Source organism: Nocardia sp. NPDC004278 (genome assembly GCF_053602975.1).
Map to the genome: position 1 here is coordinate 20165 of NZ_JBSGEQ010000037.1, position 22060 is coordinate 42224.

Here is a 22060-nt window from a genome sequence, read left to right on the forward strand (position 1 = left end):
GATGAACTCCAGCAGTTCTACCAACCCCAAGGCTTCATTAACGTCGATACGTATCCCGTTGTCGGCCATGGCTTCCCACCATGCCTCAACACACCCCGGCCCGCGCCCCTACCGCCATCACCCGTCTGGACCCACACAGGCGCCGTCCAAATCCGCGGACACTACCCCTGTCCGATTTTCCAGTGCCGTCCATATTCGTGGACAGACGCCGTCCAGATCAGTGGACGTAGCCAGTGAACCGCAGAAAGTGTATGAGTCAGTGACGGATCGCTGACGCAAATGTTCCAGGGCGGTATCGGCGGGCCGATCGCCATACAGCTGGCCGGGCCGGTCCTGGTCGACTGCGACGGCGCCGCGCACGCCTGGTCGGGTCAGCTGGTCGCGCCCGGCGCCGGGCGCTGCCGAACGACTCCGGCGGCACCGTCACCGTCACGCTCACCAGGGGGAAGGCAGTCGTCGCCTCGACCGGACCGCAACCCGTCCGGATCGCTCGCTGAACCCGCTGCGCGAGACCAGCTCTTTCCACCTTGTCGGCGAACAGCGGGACGGGATCCAATCCCGTCCCGCTGATGTGATCGGCGGTTGTCGTGCAACCTCGTCGTACACGGCATCGGGCCAGACGCATTACTGTTCGAAGCTGCGGATCCCAAAGGTTTCCGGCAGGGTAGTCACGCAGCTCCGAGTTGATCTACGTGTTGTGGCAAAACGAAGGTTACGCGATGAATTCTGGTCCCAGCTCCCCGATCGATACCGCTCGGGCCGAGTACGAGGGGATTGCCGTCGTGGGGATCGGCTGCCGGTTCCCCGGACAGGTACACGATGCCGGCGACTTCTGGCGGCTGCTGATAGAAGAACGTGACGCGGTCAGCGAGGTTCCCGAAGACCGTTGGTCTGCAACGGCTTTCTACGATCGCGATCCCCGGCGGCCCGGTCGTATGCGCACCCGTGCGGGCGGTTTTCTCGACGATGTCGCATCGTTCGACGCACACTTCTTCGGCATCACCCCGACCGAGGCGTCGCGGATGGACCCGCAGCAGCGGCTGTTCCTGGAGACGACCTGGGAAGCGTTGCAGGACGCGGGAATCGTCCCCGAACACCTCGCCGGTGAGCAGGTCGCCGTGTACGCCGGTGTCTCCGGCCACGACTACAGCGTGATTCAACTCGGTGCGGAGAACCGGAATCTGATCGGCGGTCACACCATGACCGGGGTCACGAACGCCATTGTGGCCAACCGGGTTTCGTATCTGCTGGACCTGCGCGGCCCGAGTATGACGGTGGATACCGCGTGTTCGTCCTCGCTGGTGGCAATGCACCTGGCGCTCCGCAGCATTCGTTCGGGCGAGGCGACGATGGCACTGGTCGGCGGGGTCAGCACGGTGCTGGTGCCCGGGGGGACCGTCGGGTTCAGCCAGGGCACCTTCCTGTCGCCCGAGGGACGCTCGAAATCGTTCGGCCGCAACGCCGACGGCTATATCCGCAGTGAGGGTTCGGGCACGGTCGTGCTGAAGCCACTGTCGGCGGCCGTCACCGACGGCGACCGGATCTACGCGGTGCTCCGCGGGAGTGCGGTCAATCAGGACGGCCGCACCCGGGGCATCGCGGTGCCGAGCGAAGACGCCCAGGCCCGGATGGTTCTCGACGCCTGCCGGGATGCGGGTGTCGACCCTGCCGATATCGGCTATATCGAGGCGCACGGCACCGGAACTGCTATCGGTGACCCGATCGAGGCGCGGGCGCTGGGAAAGGCGCTGGGCGCCGGGCGAAACGGCCGCGGCCCCTGCATCATCGGCGCGGTGAAGTCGAACCTCGGCCACCTCGAGGCGGCGGCGGGCATGGCCGGGATCATCAAGGCCTGTCTGGTCCTCTCCAACGGCGAGATTCCCGCGAATCTGCATGCGGAGCAGCCGAATCCGGAAATTCCGTTCGAGGAACTGGGGTTGCGGCTCGCACAGACCCGCCAGCCCTGGCCTGGTGAGGGTCCGCGGTTGGCGGGTGTGAACTCCTTCGGGTTCGGCGGATCCAATGCGCACGTGGTCCTCGAGGGCCCGCCCACGGCTGCGGCACAACAGGATTCGAAGGCCGCAGCACAGCAGGACCCGAGGATTGCGGCACTGCAGAACCCAACGGTCGCGGCACAACAAGGTCCGAGAGTTACGGTGCCGCAGCAGGATTCGATGACCGAGACCGCTGCGCCCGTACTGTTCACACTCAGCGCGAAGACCAAGGACGCGCTGCGCGCCTACGCCGAGACCTACGCCGATTTCCTAGCGAATCCGGCGACGACGGCCGGGCTGCCCGCGATCGCCTCCGCACAGGCGCGCACACGGTCGCATTACGACCATCGGCTGGCGGTGGTCGGTTCGTCCACGGCGGAACTGCGAGAGGCCTTGCGCGACATGGCCGCAGGGTTGGAGCCCGAGACGCTGCGTAGCGGTGTGACATCGTCCGGTATGTCCTCGGTGGCGTTCGTCTTCTCCGGCCAGGGCTCGCAGTGGTGGGGTATGGCGCGGGAACTGCTCGCGCACAACCGGGTGTTCCGGCGGACCGTGGAGCGGGTCGACGCCGAACTGCGCCGGTATGCGGACTGGAGTGTGGTCGAGGAACTGGGCCGGGACGAGGTCGAGAGCCGGATCGGTGAGACCTTCATCGCGCAACCCGCGCTGTTCGCGGTGCAGCTCGGGCTGGCGGCGCTGTGGCACAGCTGGGGTATCACCCCCGTGGCGGTGATCGGGCACAGTATCGGCGAGGTCGCCGCCGCCTGCGTGTCGGATGCCCTGTCGTTCGAGGACGCGGTCCGGGTGATCTTCCATCGCAGCCGGGTGCAGCAGCGCGCCTCCGGCAGAGGCGGCATGCTCGCCGTCGGCCTGCCCGTCGACCAGGCGGCACAGCGTATCGCCGGTTATCACGGGCGGGCCGAAATCGCCGCGCTCAACGGCCTCGAATCCACCGCTGTGGCAGGCGATCCCGACGCACTCGAAGAGATCGCGGCGGGCCTGGCGCGAGACGGAATCTTCTGCCGCATGCTCGACGTCGCGGTGGCGTTCCACAGCCATCACATGGATCCGCTGCGCGACGAGGTGCTGGCGTCGCTGTCCGGAATCGCCTCGGATGAGCCCACGATTCCGATGTATTCGACGGTCACCGCCGATCTCGTGCCGAACGGTGGGCTCGACGCGGAGTATTGGTGGCGCAATATCCGTGAGCCCGTCCGGTTCGCCCCCGCCATCGATCGCCTCATCGAGGACCGGCATCTGGTCTTCGTCGAACTCGGTCCGCACCCGATCCACACGACCGCGATCGGAGACCTGCTGGGCCGCCGCGGACTCGCCGGTGTCGCGGTCGGGTCGTTGCACCGCAGGCACAGCGACCGGGAGACGCTGCTGTCCGCACTGGGCTCGCTGTATGTGGCGGGTGTCGATCCGGTGTGGGAGTCGGTGTTCGACCGCAACCGTGGTCTCGGTCCTGATGCCGGTCCCGCGCGGGTGGCGCTGCCGTTCTACCCGTGGCAGCGCGAAACCCACTGGCTGGAAACCCCGGCCTCTCGTGCCAAAAGGTTTCCGCCCCTGGGACATCCGCTCGTCGGAACCCGCCTGCCCGCCGCCGACGAGCCCGACAAGCATGTCTGGGAGCTGGTCCTGGATCCGGCCGAGTTCCCGTGGCTCGAGGACCACCGCGTCCAGGGACCCATCGTGCTGCCCGGCGCGGGCCACCTCGACCTGATCACCGGCTGCGCCCACGACGCGTTCGGGACAGGCGCGTACACGGTCGAGGGCGTCGAATTCCGGCGCCCGCTGTTCGTCTTCGACGACCGCCCCGCCCCACGCGTCCAAGTGGTCCTGACCCCGGCGCTGCGGTTCGGGATCTACAGCCTCCAGCACGGCGACCGGGACTGGGTGCTGCACTCGGAAGGAACCCTGCGCCGCGGCGCACCCGAGCCCCAAGTGCCCGTGCCCTTCTCGGACCTGGACGGGCACTGCCCGCACGATTTCGATCCCGCACGGGTCGCCGCGCGGTTCCGCGACAACGGGTTGCTGCTGGGCCCGGCCTTCCGGGCGATCACGAAACTGAGCTACGGCAAGCTGTGCTCGCTCGGTCGCATCGACACCCCGGACACCATCGCCGACGAAGCAGCATGGCACCTGATCCACCCGGCCGTGCTGGACGCCTGCTTCCAGTCCCTGTCCATCGCGATGGGCAACGACCCGGACAGCGACGACACCGCGCTCTACATCCCCTACGACGTGGGGCGGTTCAGTTTCCACGCCGCGGCGGGCCCGCGCGTGTATTGCTACGGACAGGCGCGCGTCTCCGCGGACCCGGCCTACTGCGAGGGCGACCTGTGGCTGTTCAACTCCGACGGCACCCTGGTAGCCGAATTCGAAGACTTCAAAGGCAAGTCGATCACCCAGCCCGCCGAGGATCGTGATGCGCTGCTGGGGTGGCTCTACGCGTACCGGTGGCGGCCCGCGCCGACGCGCCCGCGCACACCGCTGCCCGCCGATTTCGTGCCGGGAGAGGCGGCCCTGGCAGCCGCCGTCGATCCGGTCATCAGCGAAATACGCGACCAGCCGCTCTACCGTGAGTACTACGCGCGGGTTGAACCGGAGGCGAACCTGCTGTGCGTCGCATACGTGACCGAGGCCTTGCATCAGCTCGGCATGGACTTCACACCGGGCCGGCGCTTCACGCTCGATGAACTCGCCCGCGAGCTGGGCGTGCACGACAAACACCGCGGCCACTTCGCACTGCTGCTGGATTTGCTTGCCCGGTACGAGATTATGAGCAAGGACGGCGAGCACTGGCAGTTGCGAACGGTGCCCGATCGGGTCGATACCGCGGCGGTGCTGGCCGGGCTGCGCGCACGGTATCCCGGATTCGAAGCCGAGTTCGCGGTCCTGGCGCGCGGCGGTACCGAACAGGCCGCGGTGCTGCGCGGCGAGGTCGATCCGATCGAACTTCTCTTCTCCGAGAGCGAATTCGGGCCGGTGGCCGACCTCTACTCGACCTCGTTCTCGCACGAACGGTGCAATCGCCTGGTCGCCGCGGTGGTCGCCGAGACCGTCCGGGCGCTGCCGCATGATCGGCCGCTGCGGGTGCTGGAAATCGGTGCGGGCACCGGCGGCACCACCGGCTGGATCCTCGACCAGCTACCGGCCGACCGCACCGAGTACGTGTTCACCGATATCGGGCAGCTGTTCCCGAACAAGGCGCGGCAGCGTTTCGCCGGGTTCGAGTTCGTGGACTACCGCGTCCTCGACATCGAACGCGACATCGCCGAGCAGGGATTCGACCCGCACTACTTCGACATCGTCGTGGCCGCGAACGTATTGCACGCCACCGAGAACCTCCGCACCACCCTCGGCAACGTGGAGCGGTTGCTCACCTCCCGCGGGATGCTGCTGCTCGTCGAGTGGACCAACCCGTCGTACGGGCTCGATCTGACCTTCGGCAGCACCGAAGGACGGTGGCGCTTCACCGATCACGATCTACGCCCGGATCATGCGCTGCTGCCGGATGCGGGGTGGCGGGACCTGCTGCCCACCGTCGGCTTCGAGAACGTGCAGATCTTCTCCGATATGACCGGACCGGAACAGACCGGCTGCTCGCTGATCGTCGCTCGCACAACGGAATTGGAACTCGCACCCCATCAGCCGCAGATCGAGCGGGGGGCGTGGGTCGTGCTGGCCGACACCGGTGGCGTCGCCGAACACTACCTCGAACTGCTCGGGGAGGCCACCGCCGGCAGTGTGCTCGTCACCAGGGGCGAAACCTTCGAGCAGGCCGGTGACCGTGCCTATCGGGTGCGTCCGACCAGTTACGCGGATCTCGCACGGGTGCTGACCGAGGTGCGTGCGCGTGCCGGATCCGTCGCCGGTGTGCTGCACCTGTGGAATCTGGACTACGCCGCGGCGGAGCTCACCACCGAACTGCTGGCAGCAGCGCAACTGCACGGCGCCTACAGCGTGATCGCGCTGGCGCAAGCGGTCGAAGAGCTGGATTGGCCGGTGGCCCCGCGGTTCTGGGTGGCTACCACCGGCGGCGTAGCGGTGGATCGCACGGATCCGATCGCGCCATCGCAGACGCCGAGCTGGGGCATCCTGCGGGTGCTGCTCGGCGAGAACAGCAGACTCCGGGCGAAGATCATCGACCTCGACCCGGCAGCCGATGCGGGCACTCGGGCGGGGCACCTGTTCGACGAATTGCGGCACGTGCGCACGGCGGAAGAGGAGGTCGCCTATCGCGGCGACACCCGCTTCGCCGACCGCTTCGAACACCTCTCACTCGAAGAATTCGAGGCCGCGACCGCGACTCCCACCCGGACAATCGGGGAGACCCCATTCGAACTGGTGGTTCCCGCCGAGCCAGGTATCGACCAACTCCGGTACCGGACAACGCATCCGGCCGCTCTCGGCCCCACCGAGGTGGCCATCCGGCCCACGGCGACCGGATTGAACTTCCGCGACCTCATGCTCACCCTCGGGCTGTTGTCGGAGGAGGCGATCGCCGGCGGGCTGTACGAGCACACCCTCGGCCTCGAATGCGCCGGTGTCGTCACCCAGGTCGGCACCGCGGTCGAGGGACTCGCCCCGGGCGACCGGGTAATCGCCTTCGCGCGTGGTTGTTTCGGCTCTACGGTGATCACCGAGGCGCACCACGTCTACCCGGTGCCGGGTGAGCTGCCGGACGCTGCGGCCGCGACCTTGCCGATCGCCTACCTCACCGCGTGGTACGCACTCGTCGAGGTCGGCCGATTGCGGGCGGGCGAGCGGGTTCTCGTGCATGCCGCCGCCGGTGGTGTGGGTCTGGCCGCGGTGCACATCGCCCACCTGCTCGGTGCGACGGTGCTGGCCACCGCCGGCAGCGAGGACAAGCGGGAATACCTGCGGTCGCTGGGCGTGGAGGCGGTCTTCGACTCCCGGTCGCTGTCCTTCGCCGAGGAGATCCGCAAGTACTACGGCAGTGCCGGGGCCGGTGTGGGCGCCGGTGGCGGGGGCGGTTCCGGCGCGAGTGCGGGCACTGGAGCGGGGACCGGTGGTGGCGGTGGCAGCGCGAGTGCGGGTGCCGGGGCCGGGACCCGCGGTGGTGGCGGTGTCGATGTAGTGCTGAATTCGCTGCAGGGCGAGGCGATTCCGAAGAGCCTCGGGCTGCTGCGCTCGCACGGCCGGTTCGTCGAGATCGGCAAGCAGGATATCTACGACAACTACCAGCTGGGCCTGAAACCCTTCGGCAACAACCTGTCCTACTCGGCTGTCGATATCGACGGCATGCTGCTCGAGGTCCCGGCCCGGTGCCGCGAGGTCATGACGCGGGTCCTCGAGCATGTCGCCGCGGGCACGCTGCCGCCACTGCCGCACACCGATTTCACTGCCGCCGAGGTGGTTTCGGCGTTCCGGTGCATGGCCGACGCCCGGCAGACCGGCAAGATCGTGGTCGGTTTCGGTGCCGCACACGGCGAATTGGATACCGCCGCATCGGATTCCGGCGAATCGGAGGCTGCCGCCGAGGTGCTCGTGTACCCGGCAGTGACCGGTGGCGTGACCTTGGATCCCGCGGGCAGTTATCTGATCACCGGCGGCTACACCGGCTTCGGCCTGCGGACCGCGCGGTGGCTGGCCGACAACGGCGCCCGGACCATCGTGCTGGCCGGTCGCCGCGCCGCGATCGATGCCGAGAACGAGGCGCCGATCGCGGCGATGCGGGCGCTGGGTGTCGCGGTCGTGCTCGAACGCGCCGACGTCTCGGTCGAGGCCGAGGTGGTGGGCCTGCTCGAACGGATCTCGGCACTGCCGCCGCTGCGCGGGATCTACCACGCGGCCATGGTGCTCGCGGACGGCCGGCTGGCCACGATGACCGAGGAGCAGTTCCTGCGGACCGTGCGTCCGAAGGCCGACGGCGCCTGGCACCTGCATCACCACACCCGGCACCTCGACCTGGACGCCTTCGTCATGTACTCCTCGGGAAGCTGGAACGTCGGCACGCCCGGTCAGTCGAATTACGCCGCGGCCAATGGGTTCCTGGAGGCACTGGCCCTGCACCGCCGCCGGCTCGGGCTCCCGGCCCTCACGGTCAACTGGGGCGCCATCGGCGAGATCGGATACGTCGCGCGCAACCAGCTCGACAGCCTGTCGCGGCTGGGCTGGAAACCGATCTCACCGGCCGCCGCCCTCGAATTCCTCGGTCGCTGCCTGGCCCAAGGTATCGCGCGTGCCAGTGTCGCGAACGTGAACTGGACGAAGATGAGTCACGTCATGCCGATCGTGCGCAGCTCACCGCGCCTGTCGCACCTCCCGGACGCGGAGGACCCCACGACCGTCTTCGGCATCGAGGGGCTGCGCGCCGAACTGCTCGGCCTGCCCACCGGCGAGCGCGAGCAGCGGCTGGCAACGGCACTGGCGCAACAGATCTCGCGGATCTTCAATATGCCGGTCGAGCGACTGCCCCGCGATGTCGGCCTGACCGATCTCGGGATGGACTCGCTGCTGGCCGGGCAGATCCGCATCATGCTGGCCAAGCACCTGGAGATCGACTTCCCGACCATGGGCCTGATGAGTGGCCCGACGATCGTGGAACTGGCCGGTGCGGCGCTCGCCCGGATGCTCGGCGAAACCAATGGAGCCGCAACGGGTTCGACGGCGCGGACCACTGGCTGACCCTGTCTGAGAGGCCGGGCACCACCGCGCCCGGCCCGACCACGATCAACGTGCCGCCGGGGACGATGCGGACCCGGGCGCGATGGTCCGGTCAGGGCCGTAACAGCGATTCCACCTCGTCGGCGAACAGCAGCGCCGGATCGAATCCCATTCCGTTGAAGTGGCCGGCCAGTTCCAGCGACAGCACGCCGTGCACCCGGGTCCAGAACGACAGGGCCCGGTGCATGGTCGCGGCCGCCTCCGGGCTCTGGTGCTGTTCGAGGTGGGTGTCGAAAGCGGTTGCGGGCCTTGCGGGTAGGCGGCCGTGCGCTTCCAGCAGCACCGTGAGGATCTCGTCCGAGATCGCGGTGGTCTCCGCGGGTGCGTGATATCCGGGGACGGGCGTTCCGTAGATCAGCAGATATCGCTGCGGATCGCGCAGCGCCCATTCCCGCACTGTTTTGGCGAGCCCGGCCACGTCGGCACCGGAGTCGAGCGCCGCCCGGACGGAATCCGCGAGGCTTCGGTACGCGTCCCGGATGAGTTCGGTGATCAGCTCGTCACGGCTGGCGAAATACCGGTAGAGCGCGGGCCCGCTCATACCCACCTGTTTGGCGATCGCGTTGAGCGACAACGCGGCCGCGCCGGCGGTGCCTATCTGCTCCCAGGCGTGCTGTTCGATCTCCCCGCGCACCTGCCCGCGAAAGCGCTCTCGCGGACTCTTCGCCCCACGTCCGCCATCGACACTCCATTCCCGGCCCTTGCGCACCGCTCCGACCTGGAATCTATAACCCGACCGTCGCGATGATCAAACAACACGCCTGGGTACGGCACGCTCCTCCGCGGTTCCGATGGCGCGAGCGTATTCGGCGGGCGTCCGGCCGTAGGCCTTCTTGAAGGCCCGGATGAAGTGGCTGCTGTCCGAGAACTGCCAGTAGGCGGCGAGTTCCGAGACGCTCGGCCGGTCGGGTGAGGCGGTGAGGGCGAGCCTGGCCTCCTCCAGCCGCCGGTACCGGATATAGGTGTTGGCCGACTCCCCCACCGCGGCGAACGCCCGTTGCAGCGTGCGCATCGAGACATTGAGCTCGCGCGCCAGCAGCGCCGGCGAAAGCTCGGGATCGGCGAGCCGGCGGTCCGCCAGGTCCTTCGCCGCCTGGGCCAGCGCGGGCGCCAGCCGGGGTTCCATATCGTCGAACCGGCCCAATGCCGCCCCCTTGACCAGCTCGATCAGGGCGTTGCGCGCGGCGTGCGCACCGTCCGGACCGAGGTCCGCCAGCATTGTGCGGACCATATTCGCGTGTGCCATCAGCAGCCGGATCTCGGCTGATTCCGCGGCTCCGGTAATACCCCGTTTCCGGAGCAGCGGTTCGAGTGTGGACGACATGGCCGCGATGACCTTCGCCGTCGTATGCGGCTGCATTTCGAAATTCCCCGGCCGCTCGAGGCGGCGGAGCAGGAACTGACCGGCCGGCACGGTGTATCCACCGCGGCCGGACCCGTCATCCAATGTGTAGGCGCCACTGGACACCACATACAGCTGGATTTCGCCCTCCACGCTGTTGGCCGGGCGTTCTGTCCGAATTCCGGACACGCCGTGGATGTCGACCATCATCAGGTCACGCATCCGGACGGCGTGGGCCCGGACCCGGAAATAGCCGGTGGTCGCCGAGCTGAAGCCGGGCAGCCTGGCGCCGAGCTGGCTGTCCCACTTGTTCCGGTAGGTGTCGAATCCGCGGGCCGCAGTGTCCGGGAGCGTGGAGTCCATCGAGAACTCGGCTTCCGGCGTGCGGTAATCCGTTCTGCGGCTTCCGGTTCCAGGCCGTATCACGTCGTCCGTTTATCCATGTTGTCCATCTTGTCCGCGGCGTCGCGCATGCCCTTGCTGAACTTGCCCGTCGAACCGACCATATTGTCGCCGCCGGTCAGCAAGTTCTCCTCGGACTTGGTGTAGCCCTTGTCGCCCTTGGTGAACTTGTCGCCGTATTCGTCGTGGCCCCACGGGAAGTTCTGCGCGTGGACGGTGGTCTTCAGCGTGTCGATGATGTCCTTGGTCTTGTTGCCGACCTCGTCCATCCGATCCGCGGCCTGCCGTAATTTGGTGGTGTCCACCCGGATTCGATCGTTTGCTGCCATTGTGCTCTCCTGACTCCTGATCCGAACTCAGTACCGGTCTTCGGGACGTCCCCATTCCCAATGGGTTTCCAGGCGCTCCATCAGGTCGTTGATCTCCTTGTGGATCCGATTGACCAGCTCCTGCCGGCCCGTCGAGACGGCCGCGGTGGCCCGGCCGTCCCGCACCGCCATCACATACCGGCCGTCATCGGCCACATCCCGCCACAGCAGTATTCGCTCCTCGATACCGCGCGGGCCGAACTTCGACCGGCCCTGCACCACCGTGATCGCCCCCGTCAACTCCGCACGCTGCTGGAAAAACCGCTGCGTCCGATACACCGGCCGATCCTCGGCATCGTCCCGCACAAAGCTGCTACCCCAGCTCGGCGCGATATGCTCCACCGGATCGGTCACCAGCGGAATATCCGGCAACCGGCCACCCTCCACATTCGGCAGCAGCCGCACCACCGCCACCGACAACGCCCGCGGATCACACTCGGTGACAACGACCATCGGCGCATCGTAGGTCAGGGTTCCTCGCACCTGTTCGAACACGAACCCCAACGCACCCGCCCGCGCCACATGCACACGCAACGCCTTGTCCTTGTTACCCCGATCCTGCTCATCCCAACTCTTCACCTGCACAAACAATTCCGGCGCACGCAGCACCTCGATCACGCCATCGAACGAACCATCCAACCGCCGCTGCAAGTCCTCCCACACCGCACGCTTACGACGGTCCATCTGATCGACCGTCACCTCCTCGTCACTCTCGAACGCCAGTGGCCGCGGCATCGCACCGGCGCGATAGTGGTCGCACAGCACCAGGAATTCGAGGGCGGTGAACTTCCACTGCTGCGTCATGGCTCGATCACCGGGCGCACCCGATCCACATCGGGCCCGACCGCGTCATCGAAATTGGTGGTCGAGTCCAGGAACTTGGCGCGCTTGTGCTCCTTCCCGCCGGCGCCCTGCCCGCCCATACCGCCGCCCATACCGCCCATCGGCGGCATGCCACCGGTGGCACCACCAGTGGACGAGGCCGGCATGGTCGGCATCTGACTGCCGTCGAAACTGCTCGGAGCACCCGCCCGCGGGAACAACTTCGACGCCTCCGACGGATAAGCCGCCGTGATCGGCTGATGCCCACCGGCACCACCACTACCATTGCCACCACCACCCGGCGCCCCGCCGTGACCACCACCGAACGCGGCCGCGAAATCATTCGGGATCGCACTATCGGGAAGACCCGGAATATGCTGCATATCGCCCATACCCGGGATACCGACCATGCCGTTGTTCACCAAACCGGCCACGGCATCGGCGGTGGTCTTGACGACATCCCCGATCGCCCCCGTCACCGTCTTGACTCCATCGGTCAGCGCCTTGAACAGCTCCGCGCCGCCCGGCGTCTGCGACATGGTGTGTTGCAGATTCTGCAGCGACTCCGGGCTCAGATCCTTCAACGCATCGGGCCCGACGCCGTTCATGATGTCCGAACCGAACTTCTGCAAATCCTGCGGACTCAGATGCTGCACGAAGTCCTGCCCCAGCTTCTGCAACGCCTCCGGGCTCATCTGCTTCAACAGATCCGGGCTCACATCCCCGAGCAGATCCGAACCGATCTTCTGCAACTGGTCCGGATTCAGGTTCTGGAACGGATTCTGGCCGTGCATCAGCTGATTGAGCAGGTCCTGCGGCGACTTCGGAGGCTGGAGGGGACCCGGCCCCCCGTTCTGGTTCTTCGGGTTCGAGTTGTTCGGCTGGTTGGGGTATTGCCCCTTGTTGTTCAGGTACGGGTTCTGGTTGGCCGAATCGCCGTTGTTGCCGCTGTTTCCGCTGTTTCCGCTGTCGCCGTTATTACCGCTGTTTCCGCTGTCGCCGTTGTTGCCGCTGCTGTCGTTATTTTGACCGTTCTTGCCCATGATGTCCCCGGCGGCCTTTTTGTAGCCGTCCTGGTAACCGGCCTGGTAGTCGGGGCTGTTCTTATTTATGCCGCCGTTACCCTGGTTGTTGCCGCCACCCTGGTTGCTGCCGTCGCCCTGGTTGTTACCACCACCCTGGTTACTGCCATCACCTTGGTTGCCGCCGCCCTGGTTGCCGCCACCTTGGTTACCGCCGCCCTGGTTACCGCCACCTTGGTTGCCACCACCCTGGTTACCGCCACCTTGATTGTTGCCGCCACCCTGGTTGTTACCACCGCCTTGGTTATTGCCGCTGTTGTTGTTGCGGTCGTTCTGGCCATCCTTGAAACCAGCCTTGTAATTGGGGCTGTTCTTGTCAATATTTCCGTTGTTGTTTCCGTTACCATCTCCGTTGCCGTTATTGTTATTGCCGTTGCCGTTGCCGTTGCCGTTATTGTTCTTGCCGCCGCCGTTGTTGTTGTTGTTGCCGCCGCCGTTGTTGTTCCCGCCGTTATTATTGTTGTTGCCGCCGCCATTGTTGTTGTTGCCGCCGTTGTTGTTCCCGCCGTTGTTACCCGGCGGCGGCGGAGGCGGCGGGGGCGGCTGCTTTACGGTACCGGTCACGGTTATCGCGGGCATCGCGGCTACAGCGCCATTGATACCGGGCACCCAGACCGCCTTGTAGGTTTCCCTATAACCATCGCGCCAGTTGTCCTCGGTACTGTCCGTCGGCCCATGATCTGGGTAGGAATCCGAGGGCGTGTCGTTAAACATGGCGTAAATCCACTTCGCGCAATACTTCAGGTTCTCGCCCAGATTTTGGATACTGGTAGCGAAAATAAGCGAGTTCGCAGTGAACCGCTTGGTCGCATCCTTGGCCTTATTCGCGCCATCACCGGTCCACAGCGCATCACTTCCATCAGGGCCTACAATATTATTGAGGGCTGCGTTGAGATTGGTGAGGTCATCCTTGATCTGTGCCGCCATCCATACATATTGTATACCAGCACCGTTCGCAACCCAGTCTTTTCCCTTTATCGCCTGGCCGAAACTACGGAATTTCTGGTAACTCCAATTACCGCCATCGCTGATGGTGATCGGGATGCCACTGTCTGCGCCCGGTGGTGGTGGCGGTGCAGTCGGGTGGTCTCCCTTGTTGGAGGGCGTGAAATCATTCGGCTTGACAGCCTTCGGCTCCATAGGGTCGACTTTCGACAGGTCGCCGATGTCCTTGAAGGCATCCGACGAATGCCCATCGGCATCCTTGTACTTGCGACCCGCACTAGTGAAAGTGTCCCCCATATCCTCCATGATCTTCTTCAGGTCACCCATCCGATCGATGACCTCCTGACCTTTGGCATTGAAACGCCGCGTCAGCTCTTCAGCGCCGGATTCCTCGGTCCCGGACCAGCTCGGCATAGTATCCATGCCCCGGTCGCCGATCCATTTCTGGTACCACTCCAGCTTTCCGATCATGTCGTGGCACGCTTGCGCAGCCGCGGCGAAAGCCTTCGGATCGGCCTTCACCGTGAGGTTCAGCTTGTTGTTATCCGCCAGCCCACGCAGATCATGCCAGTCGTTGATGTCGGTCTTGGTCGTATTGTCGACCGTCGCCTTTTTGTCGTCAGCCATCTGTAGTACTCCTGGTGGTCTTCGTGGTGGGTCGCTTCTCGATCACCGGCTCGGTCGCGGAGGTCGAAGCTCCCAGAGTGAACGGGACATCGGTCGAGTCGTCGGGGCCGGCGCGCTGCTCGGGGGCCTCGTCCGGCGAGGGCATCAGCACCGACTTCGGCTTCTTTCGCGGCTTGTCGTCCTTCTTGCGATTCCGGCGCGACTCTTTCTTCTTCGCCCCTTCGCCACCGCCGGGCGGCGTTCCGGAAGGCGGGGCCCCGGGTGCGGCGGGCGCGCCGCCGGGTGCGGACGACCCGCCGGGTTGATGCCCGTCCTGCATCGGGGGCATCCTCGGCGCGGACGACTGCGACCCGTTGGATCCGGAATTCCCTTGCTGCCCAGGGTCTCCCGAATGCTGCGGCGATTGGCCCAGGTTCTTCGTCGCCTCCGGATGCTGCGGGTCACCCGGATGGCTTCCAGTTCCCGGCGCACCGTGCTGGTCGCCGGAACCCGGAGCACCCGAATGGTCTCCGGAGCCGGTGCCATCCGAAGGGTTCCCGGAATACGGTGCGCCCGAATGGTTCTCGGATCCCGGAGCACCCGGTTGGTGCTGGGAACCGGGTCCGCCCGGCTGATTCTCCGAACCCGGAGCACCCGGCTGATTGCCTGTTCCCGGGTGTTCACCCGATCCGGGTGAGCCCGAATTATTCTCGCCACCAGTGGCATTCGGATCTCCCAGTCGGGTCGTCGGCTGCTGGCCGTCCGAATTCTGGGGTGCGCCAGGACTATTCGGCCCACCCGGCTGGCCGGGTGCTCCCGGATGATCCTGCGTGCCCGGTTCGCCCTGTGTACCGGGACCGCCCTGCGTGCCCGGACCACCCTGCGCGGCCGGATCCTGCGACGGGTCCGGCCGATCCCCGGCACCCGGCGCGTTCGGGGAGCCGGGCTGACCGGCTCCTCCCTGTCCCAGACCGCCGGATCCCAATCCTCCCGCTCGATCGAGAGCCTCGCGCATCGCCGACAGATCCGGCGGACGGGAACCGCTTCCGCCGCCAGGGGATTGCTGCGACGGGTTTGAATCACCGTTCGATCCGTTCGAGCCCGGCCCACCGGCCGAACCACCCGGGGGCGTCGACGAACCGTTGCCGGGGCCCAAGCGCCAGAAGTCCGGCGATTGCTCGCCCTGACCGTTCGGCCCCGTGTCACCCCCGCCCGGTGGCGGGAACGAACTGTTCAGTCCCGGCGGCGGCGCCATCCCGTCCGCACCGTGCAGGTTCTGGAGCATCCGCTGCAACATCGCCGGATCCGGTCGCGGCGGTGGCGGTGGCCGGTTGTCGGCCTGCGACTGCCGGTTGTTGTCCGACGAGCCGTGATCACCGCCGGAACCGCCCCGGTCACCACCGGAGTTTCCGCCACCGTCACCCGAACCGGAGCCACCCGAGTTGCCACCGTGACCGGAACCGCCCGAGTTGCCGCCATGGCCGGAACCGCCGGAGTTACCACCCTGGCCGGAACCACCGGAATTACCACCCGAGCCACCGGAATTACCACCCTGACCGGAACCGCCGTTGCCGTAATGATTGCCGTTCCCGCCCGGACCCTGGGAATTCTGGTCGCACGGATCGTCATTCGACCAATCCCCGTCATCCGGACCGGGATCCGGCGGACCCCAATAATCCGGATCGGGCGGACCCCAATAGTCCGGATCCGGTGGCCCCCACATGTTCTGGTTCGGCGAATCCTGGTTGAACGGGACCGGCGGCACCTTGCCGTTCTCGTACCCCTGCGGAATCCAGTCCTCGGCGAACGGCGGGGTCGGCGCCTCGTACCCGCCGGGCAGCCCATCGTTGTCGTCCAGCTGATGCGGCTTGATCTTGGCGGTCTGGTGGGCGCCGCCGATATACGGACTATTGCGATCGACGGGCGGCGCGACGGTCCCATCGGGATCCGAGACGTGCACCTTGTTCTTGTCGTCGACCGTCCAGGTCGTGCCGTCTCCCCTACTGCCCCAAGCGGTCTCGTCCCCGACGGTGACCCGCACGGCCCCGTCACCGCGGACCTCACGCACCGGCCCGTCCTCCCCGTGGTCGACGAAAGCCGTTCCATTCGGGCGGGTCCCGCGCACCACACCGTCGCCGTCGGTGAAACTCACTCCGCGCGGACCGATCTCGGAGACAGTGCCGTCGTCGTGGGTGACCCGGAACCCGCCCGGTGTCTTCTCCAGCTCCGCGCCGTTGGACAGCTCGATCGGCTCTTTCAGCGACTTGGATTCGGTGTGCCCGTTCGGCGCAGTGACCTGTACGTTCCCACGCGAACCCGGCTCGTAGGTGGTGCCATCGCCGTCGAATACCTTGATGCCCTTGGGCGATGATTCGAACCCGATTCCGTCGGGCCGATCCATCTGGATCACAGCGGGCTTGTGCGGGCCGTCCGGAACGAAGCCGCCGAACCGCTTCTGCGCCCCGGTGTCGCTCAGGTCGTGATGGATCACCGTCCCGTCGGGGTGCCTGGTACGCCCGCCACCGTGGCGATCCGCGCCGTCGAACACCACATGCGTGGTGTTGTCGGGATGTTCGACGGTGACCGCGCCGCCGGGTTCGGCGGTCTGCTTGGTCTGATCGGGGCCGGTGGTCACGGTCGGCTTACCCGGCCCGGACTCGACCACGGTGTCGTCCGCCTTGTGCACGATCGTGTCGCCGGTGTGTGAGGTGAACTCCGTTGCGCCGTTGGGCCTTACGGTCAAGGTCCAACTGCCCGGGGACTCCGTCCGCACCGAGCCGTCACCGAGCACCGTGTGCGAGACACCATCGGGCCGGGTGAACGTCGGCGAATGCCCACCGGTGCCCTTACCCGACACCGCTCCGGGACGGGGAGTCGGAGCGGCGCCATCCGGGCCGACGAACACGATCGAATGGTCGGTATCAATCTTTATCCGCTGCGGATCACCCGGGCGGCCCACCAGAATGGTCCCGTCGTCACCGACCACATGCTCGGTGCCGTCTGGTGAGGTGACAACCACGTTGCCGTCCTCATCCTTCTCCCGCCCCGGCGTGCCGATGTGCACGGTGTCGTCGTGCGTATCGACCACCGTCGAGTCGTCCGGCCGGGTGCCGATGTGCACAGTGTTGTCGTGCGTATCGACCACCGTCGGGTCGTCCGGCCGGGTGTGGGTGGTGTTTCCCTCCGGATCGAAGTCCGTCCGGTCACCCCACGGCGAATGGAGTTCCGCGCCGCCGCTGCGCTTGACGATCGTCGTCGACCCGTCCGGAGACTTCGTCTGCACCGAACCGTTGTCGAGCACCGTGTGCTCGGTGCCGTCGTCCCGGCTGAAACTGCCGTCGTCCTCCCGGACCGGTCCACTCGGCTCGTCACTCCGCGGACCATGTTCTGCCCCAGCATCATTGCCGCTCTTGGGCACGAATTCGACCGAGCCGTCCAGACCGACCTTCACCCACGCCGGATCCTCCGGACGCCCGATGTAGATGTTCTGATCCTTGTCCACCCAATGCTCGGTGCCATCGGGCGAGGTGACCACCACATCACCCGACTCGCTGCGCGCCCAGTTCGGATGCTCCTGATCACCCTCGAACGACCGCACACCCGGGCCGTTGTCGTCGTGCCCGCGCTGCCCGCCCGAACCCGAATGCTGCTCCGGCGGAACCGATCCCCGCGGCGGCGGATCTCCTTCGGAGGGCCGCGAGCGCGGCGGCGGTGCCCCACCGGCATCCGGCGGACGCTGCCGCGACGGTGAGCTGCCGCCCGCATCCGAACCGGGCACAGGAGTTCGCCGCGGCGGCTGGTCACCCGGGCCGGAACCCGGCGCCGAGGACCGCGGCGGCCTCGAATCATTCGACCCCGCATCCGAACCCGGCGTCCGCTGCGGCGGACCACCGGGGCTCGAATCGGAGGGACGCCGCGGCGGCGGCACCGAATCATCCGAACCCAACGACGACACCGCCGACGAACGCGGAGGCCGCCCCGCATCGCTCGAACCCAGCGACGACACCGACGCCGGCCCCCGCTGCGACTGCCCCGCAACGATATTCGTGTCGGGCGTCGACCGCGAAGGCATCTGGACACCACTCTTGGGCGGTTGCGACACCGACCCATCGCTCCCGGGAGCCGGACGCCCACCGGGCGCGCCACCGCGACCGTCGACCGGCCCGCCCGCGGGCCGATCGCTCGATCCGCTGACCACCGACGAACCGCGGCTATCACCGGACAGATTCGACGACGGCGAGCGCGACGGCGGCCCGTCGTTCGAACCCGCCGAACTTCCTTGACTCCCACCAGAATTCGAGGACGAGGACTCATTGCGACTTCCCCCGCCGTCGGACGGCCCATTCGACGAATGCGAACCACCGTTCGACGACCCATTCGACGAGTCCGAACCACCGTCCGACGAATGCGAGCTACCGTTCGACGATCCACTCGAGGAGCTCGGACCATCGCTCGACGAGTGCGAGCCGGCGTTCGACGACCCGCCCGACGAGTCCGAACCATTGCTCGAACCACCGGAATTCGACGTCAGCCTCTCGTACTGATTGGACGAACCACCCGACTGGCTGCTGTTGTCGTTCGTTACCGGAGGCGGCTGCTTGCTCGTACTCGAGCTGTTCGATCCCGAGTTGTTCGAGCCATAGCCACCCTCGCCGTCCGACTCGTGCTGCGAGATGCTCCTGGGCGGCGGCGCGGGCGGCCCGTCCGAGTGATTACCGGTGTAAGAGGTCGGGTGTGTCTGCGGCGAATTCTGCCCGCCCCCATACGTTTCCGGCCGGTCACCGGGCACATGCGAGTTATCGAAGGTGAAGTCGCGGTCGCCACCCCGCGGTCCCCACGTTCCGATCGGCGGGTTCTGGGTCGCGACATGATCACCGTAGAAGCCGTTGTCGGAGCCGTTGTTACGGTTCCCGGAACCGTTGGGTCCGAGTCCGCCCGGATCATCCGAAAACCCGCCCCGCACCGGTATATCCACCGACCCGTCCCCGGGCGCCTTCCAGTTGACCTCGAAGTTGTGGTCGCCGTTGAACCCCTTACCTCCGAAGTGCCCCCTGGAACCACCCACCATCCCGCCCTGGGCCACGCCACCGACCCAGCCGTGCGGGTTGTTGAACGTCCCCTCCCAATCACCGGTGACCAGCGCGGAGCCGATACCGCCGAAGGCGCTGAATACCGGGCCGGAACCGGCCCCCACGATCACGCCGTTGCCGATCCGGACCCACGGATTCGACAGCTTGTCCCCGAAGAACTTCGACGTGTACTTGTTGATCCAGTTCGCCGCCGCCCGGCCGAACGGGGCACCGATGCCCCCGCCGGCCATCGCACCACCGAACTCTTTCCAGTCGAAATGCTTCCGATGCCCACCCGGGCCCATCTGGCCGACCTGCACGGCCGCGTCCAGCCCACCGGAAATCAACGCGCCCTCGAGAATCTTCATCACCCACCCCTTACTGAGGTTGGCGAACTTCTCCCCGAAGACCGACAGCACCTTAGCCACGATCTTTTCCTGGATCTGCAATTCCAGGCGGCGCAGAATGAATTGGGTGGCCGCTTCATCGGCCGCTATCTCGGCCGCTGCGGTCGGCGGGAAGACCAAATCCCACGCGATTTCGATGGCGAGCGCGATCAGCGAGACGATCGTCATCAGTTTCGCGCTCTGAATCGACGTGCCGAAATCTTCGGTCGCGTCGGAGATCTGATCCATGAATTTCGCCAGCGAATCCATCGATTGATCGCCGGTCAGCATCTGGTCGAACAGCGCACTGATCTTGTCGCCGCCCGCGCCCTCGGGATAGGCGGAGACCGCGGTGCTTTTGACGCCCTCGATTTCCGGGGTCAGTTTCCGCAGTGCCTCGGCGGCCTCCTTGAAGGCGCTCGACACCGCCCAGCACTTGTCCTCGTCACCGTCCGGCCAGGTACCACCCGCGATCCACCCCAGCCAGCGCAGTTCCGGCGGCAGATACAGACTCATCCCGCAGCGACCTCACTTGTCGAGATCACTGACCATCGACCGGCGTTCGAACGGCTCCGCATCGCCGAAACGCGCTCCCTCGTCGTCGTATTGGCGTTCCGGCGAGTTCGGCGGCGCGGTCGACACCTTCGGCGCCACCGGCATCATGGACCGCACATCCGGCATGTCCTCGAGGAGCGCCGACAGCGGCGGCAACCGATCCTTGCGCTCCCGCAGCGGCTCCATCAGCTCCCGGCCCTGCTCGCTCACCTTCCGGGCGGCGCCCTGCACCGCCTCGGTCATCGCCGCGGCGATCTCGGCGAAGGTCAGATCGCCGATATCCTCGGCGAACCGGGTCTCGATGAGAATGCCATCGGCATTGACGGTCACGCTGATTCGCTTCTGACATGCGGTAACAGTCGCGGTGAGCCGGGCGCGATCACGCTGGATCTTCGCGAGACCCGCCATTTGATCGGTGAACGCCTCCATCATCATCGCGGCATCGGCCTGCAGTCGTTCATTCACCACCAGGGGCCTCCGCATCGTAGGTCGAGCCGTAACGCAACGCCGCGCTGAACATTTGCTACCAATTGGGATTCAACACCATGCCGATCAGATTCGAGTAATACCGGCATAACAGGGCACCGCCGACGAGTCATAAAGGCATGAAAAATGCGTCACAGCGGAAATTCCGGCGGTTACGGGAGACATGTTCGCGGGGTAATCGCTGCGGGCCCGCTCACATTTCTTCGCACGCCAGGATAACTCGCCGTGAACGCTCATCGAACCGAGAGCGACCGGGCGAGGTTACCGGCACGGGTTCGAGACGAACGTCGAGCAGGCGACGATCGTGACGTGATCGTTCAGGCGCCCGGTTAGCCTTCCGGATACTGCACGTCACCTTCGGTGCTCACCGGATTCGACGCGGGTATCGCACGATCGATCCGCGCAGACCTCATATGCGCGTGTACCTCGTGCCGAGGCGAATCGACGTGGTCCTCCGGAGTCAGCCGCGACACCGAACCCCGCAGCCGCCGCGCCATCGGAGCCTGCATCGTTTCCCCGGCACGCAACGGCTGCGTCGGCTCCGTACCGCGATTCGGGTAATCCGCGCGCCGCGCCATCGGCGCCTGCACTGTCTCCCCCGCACGCAACGGCTCCCTACCGCGATCCGGGAGATCCGCCCGACGCGCCATCGGAGCCTGCCACGGCTGCTCGGTACCCTCCTGACTCACCGGATTCGTGCCCGGTATCGAACGCTCGAACCGCCGCGGTGCCAGCGGAGCCTCCCTCGGCTGCTCGGTACCCTCCTGACTCACCGGATCCGTGGCCGGTATCGAACTCTCGGTGCGCCGCAATCTCCGTGGGGCCGAATAGGTTTCGAGTCTCCCCGATTCCTCCTGGACATCGCCGCGGTCCCGGTTGCGGAGCTTGTACCGAGGCTGTTCTTGTTGCAGCACACCGCGATCCTGATTCTGCGGGCGCAGTCTCGACTGCTCCTGCTCGTTCTTCTCGAACGTGGTCGCCGAGTCACGGAGATTCTTGGCGTTCGCCCCGAAGACCTCGGCGACCTTGGACAGGGATTCGAAGGTGTTGTCGCGGTTCTTGATGTACCCCTTGTCCCCGTCGGCGAACTTGTGCCCGCTCTTGTCGTCCCCCCACGCCTCACCCTTGCTGCCGGAGCTCGATTTCAGCGTCTCCAGCAGCTTCTTGGTCTCGTCGACGAGTTCGTCGAATTCGTTTGCGGAACGGCGCAATCCGTCCGGATTGAGCTCAACGCGATCGTTCATCGTGCTCCTCCTCCATTGGTGGTTTCTCGGCTGGGCGTCGCGGCGCCCGATTGCGTCATTGGT

General features: G+C 66.3%; 9 protein-coding genes. 1 reads left to right on the forward strand and 8 read right to left on the reverse strand.

Annotated elements, in window-relative coordinates:
- The first annotated feature begins 719 nt into the window (after positions 1 to 719).
- Positions 720 to 8651, forward strand: a complete 7932-nt coding sequence (locus ACWEO2_RS36435; RefSeq protein ID WP_452409524.1) for an SDR family NAD(P)-dependent oxidoreductase — start codon at positions 720 to 722, stop codon at positions 8649 to 8651.
- A 91-nt stretch (positions 8652 to 8742) separates the two neighbouring features.
- On the opposite strand, the gene ACWEO2_RS36440 is transcribed toward ACWEO2_RS36435, so the two are convergent.
- The 8 genes from ACWEO2_RS36440 to ACWEO2_RS36475 all read right to left on the reverse strand — a co-directional run bounded on the left by ACWEO2_RS36440 (position 8743) and on the right by ACWEO2_RS36475 (position 21997).
- Positions 8743 to 9399, reverse strand: coding sequence for a TetR/AcrR family transcriptional regulator (locus ACWEO2_RS36440; protein ID WP_452409525.1), 657 nt, complete (start codon positions 9397 to 9399; stop codon positions 8743 to 8745).
- Positions 9400 to 9438: 39 nt separating this feature from the next.
- Positions 9439 to 10395, reverse strand: coding sequence for a helix-turn-helix domain-containing protein (locus ACWEO2_RS36445; protein WP_452409526.1), 957 nt, complete (start codon positions 10393 to 10395; stop codon positions 9439 to 9441).
- 59 nt (positions 10396 to 10454) lie between these two features.
- On the reverse strand, positions 10455 to 10763 hold the full coding sequence (locus tag ACWEO2_RS36450; protein WP_452409527.1) for a hypothetical protein: 309 nt from the start codon (positions 10761 to 10763) through the stop codon (positions 10455 to 10457).
- Between the two features lie 27 nt (positions 10764 to 10790).
- Positions 10791 to 11606, reverse strand: coding sequence for an ESX secretion-associated protein EspG (locus ACWEO2_RS36455; RefSeq protein WP_452409528.1), 816 nt, complete (start codon positions 11604 to 11606; stop codon positions 10791 to 10793).
- On the reverse strand, positions 11603 to 14278 hold the full coding sequence (locus ACWEO2_RS36460) for a hypothetical protein (protein ID WP_452409529.1): 2676 nt from the start codon (positions 14276 to 14278) through the stop codon (positions 11603 to 11605). Before ACWEO2_RS36460 ends, ACWEO2_RS36455 begins: the two co-directional genes overlap by 4 nt.
- Positions 14271 to 20228, reverse strand: a complete 5958-nt coding sequence (locus ACWEO2_RS36465; protein ID WP_452409530.1) for a WXG100-like domain-containing protein — start codon at positions 20226 to 20228, stop codon at positions 14271 to 14273. Before ACWEO2_RS36465 ends, ACWEO2_RS36460 begins: the two co-directional genes overlap by 8 nt.
- Before the next feature lie 12 nt (positions 20229 to 20240).
- Positions 20241 to 20735, reverse strand: coding sequence for a YbaB/EbfC family nucleoid-associated protein (locus tag ACWEO2_RS36470; protein WP_452409531.1), 495 nt, complete (start codon positions 20733 to 20735; stop codon positions 20241 to 20243).
- A gap of 347 nt (positions 20736 to 21082) precedes the next feature.
- Positions 21083 to 21997: a hypothetical protein gene (locus ACWEO2_RS36475; RefSeq protein WP_452409532.1), complete on the reverse strand. Its 915-nt coding sequence runs from the start codon at positions 21995 to 21997 to the stop codon at positions 21083 to 21085.
- Positions 21998 to 22060 lie beyond the last annotated feature (63 nt).

Excerpts from the sequence above, each read along its gene's own strand:
- ACWEO2_RS36435 (WP_452409524.1), top strand. The coding sequence starts at position 720 with ATGAATTCTGGTCCCAGCTCCCCGATCGATACCGCTCGGGCCGAGTAC.
- ACWEO2_RS36450 (WP_452409527.1), bottom strand. The coding sequence starts at position 10,763 with ATGGCAGCAAACGATCGAATCCGGGTGGACACCACCAAATTACGGCAG.
- ACWEO2_RS36475 (WP_452409532.1), bottom strand. The coding sequence starts at position 21,997 with ATGAACGATCGCGTTGAGCTCAATCCGGACGGATTGCGCCGTTCCGCA.
- ACWEO2_RS36455 (WP_452409528.1), bottom strand. The coding sequence starts at position 11,606 with ATGACGCAGCAGTGGAAGTTCACCGCCCTCGAATTCCTGGTGCTGTGC.
- ACWEO2_RS36445 (WP_452409526.1), bottom strand. The coding sequence starts at position 10,395 with ATGGACTCCACGCTCCCGGACACTGCGGCCCGCGGATTCGACACCTAC.
- ACWEO2_RS36465 (WP_452409530.1), bottom strand. The coding sequence starts at position 20,228 with ATGAGTCTGTATCTGCCGCCGGAACTGCGCTGGCTGGGGTGGATCGCG.
- ACWEO2_RS36460 (WP_452409529.1), bottom strand. The coding sequence starts at position 14,278 with ATGGCTGACGACAAAAAGGCGACGGTCGACAATACGACCAAGACCGAC.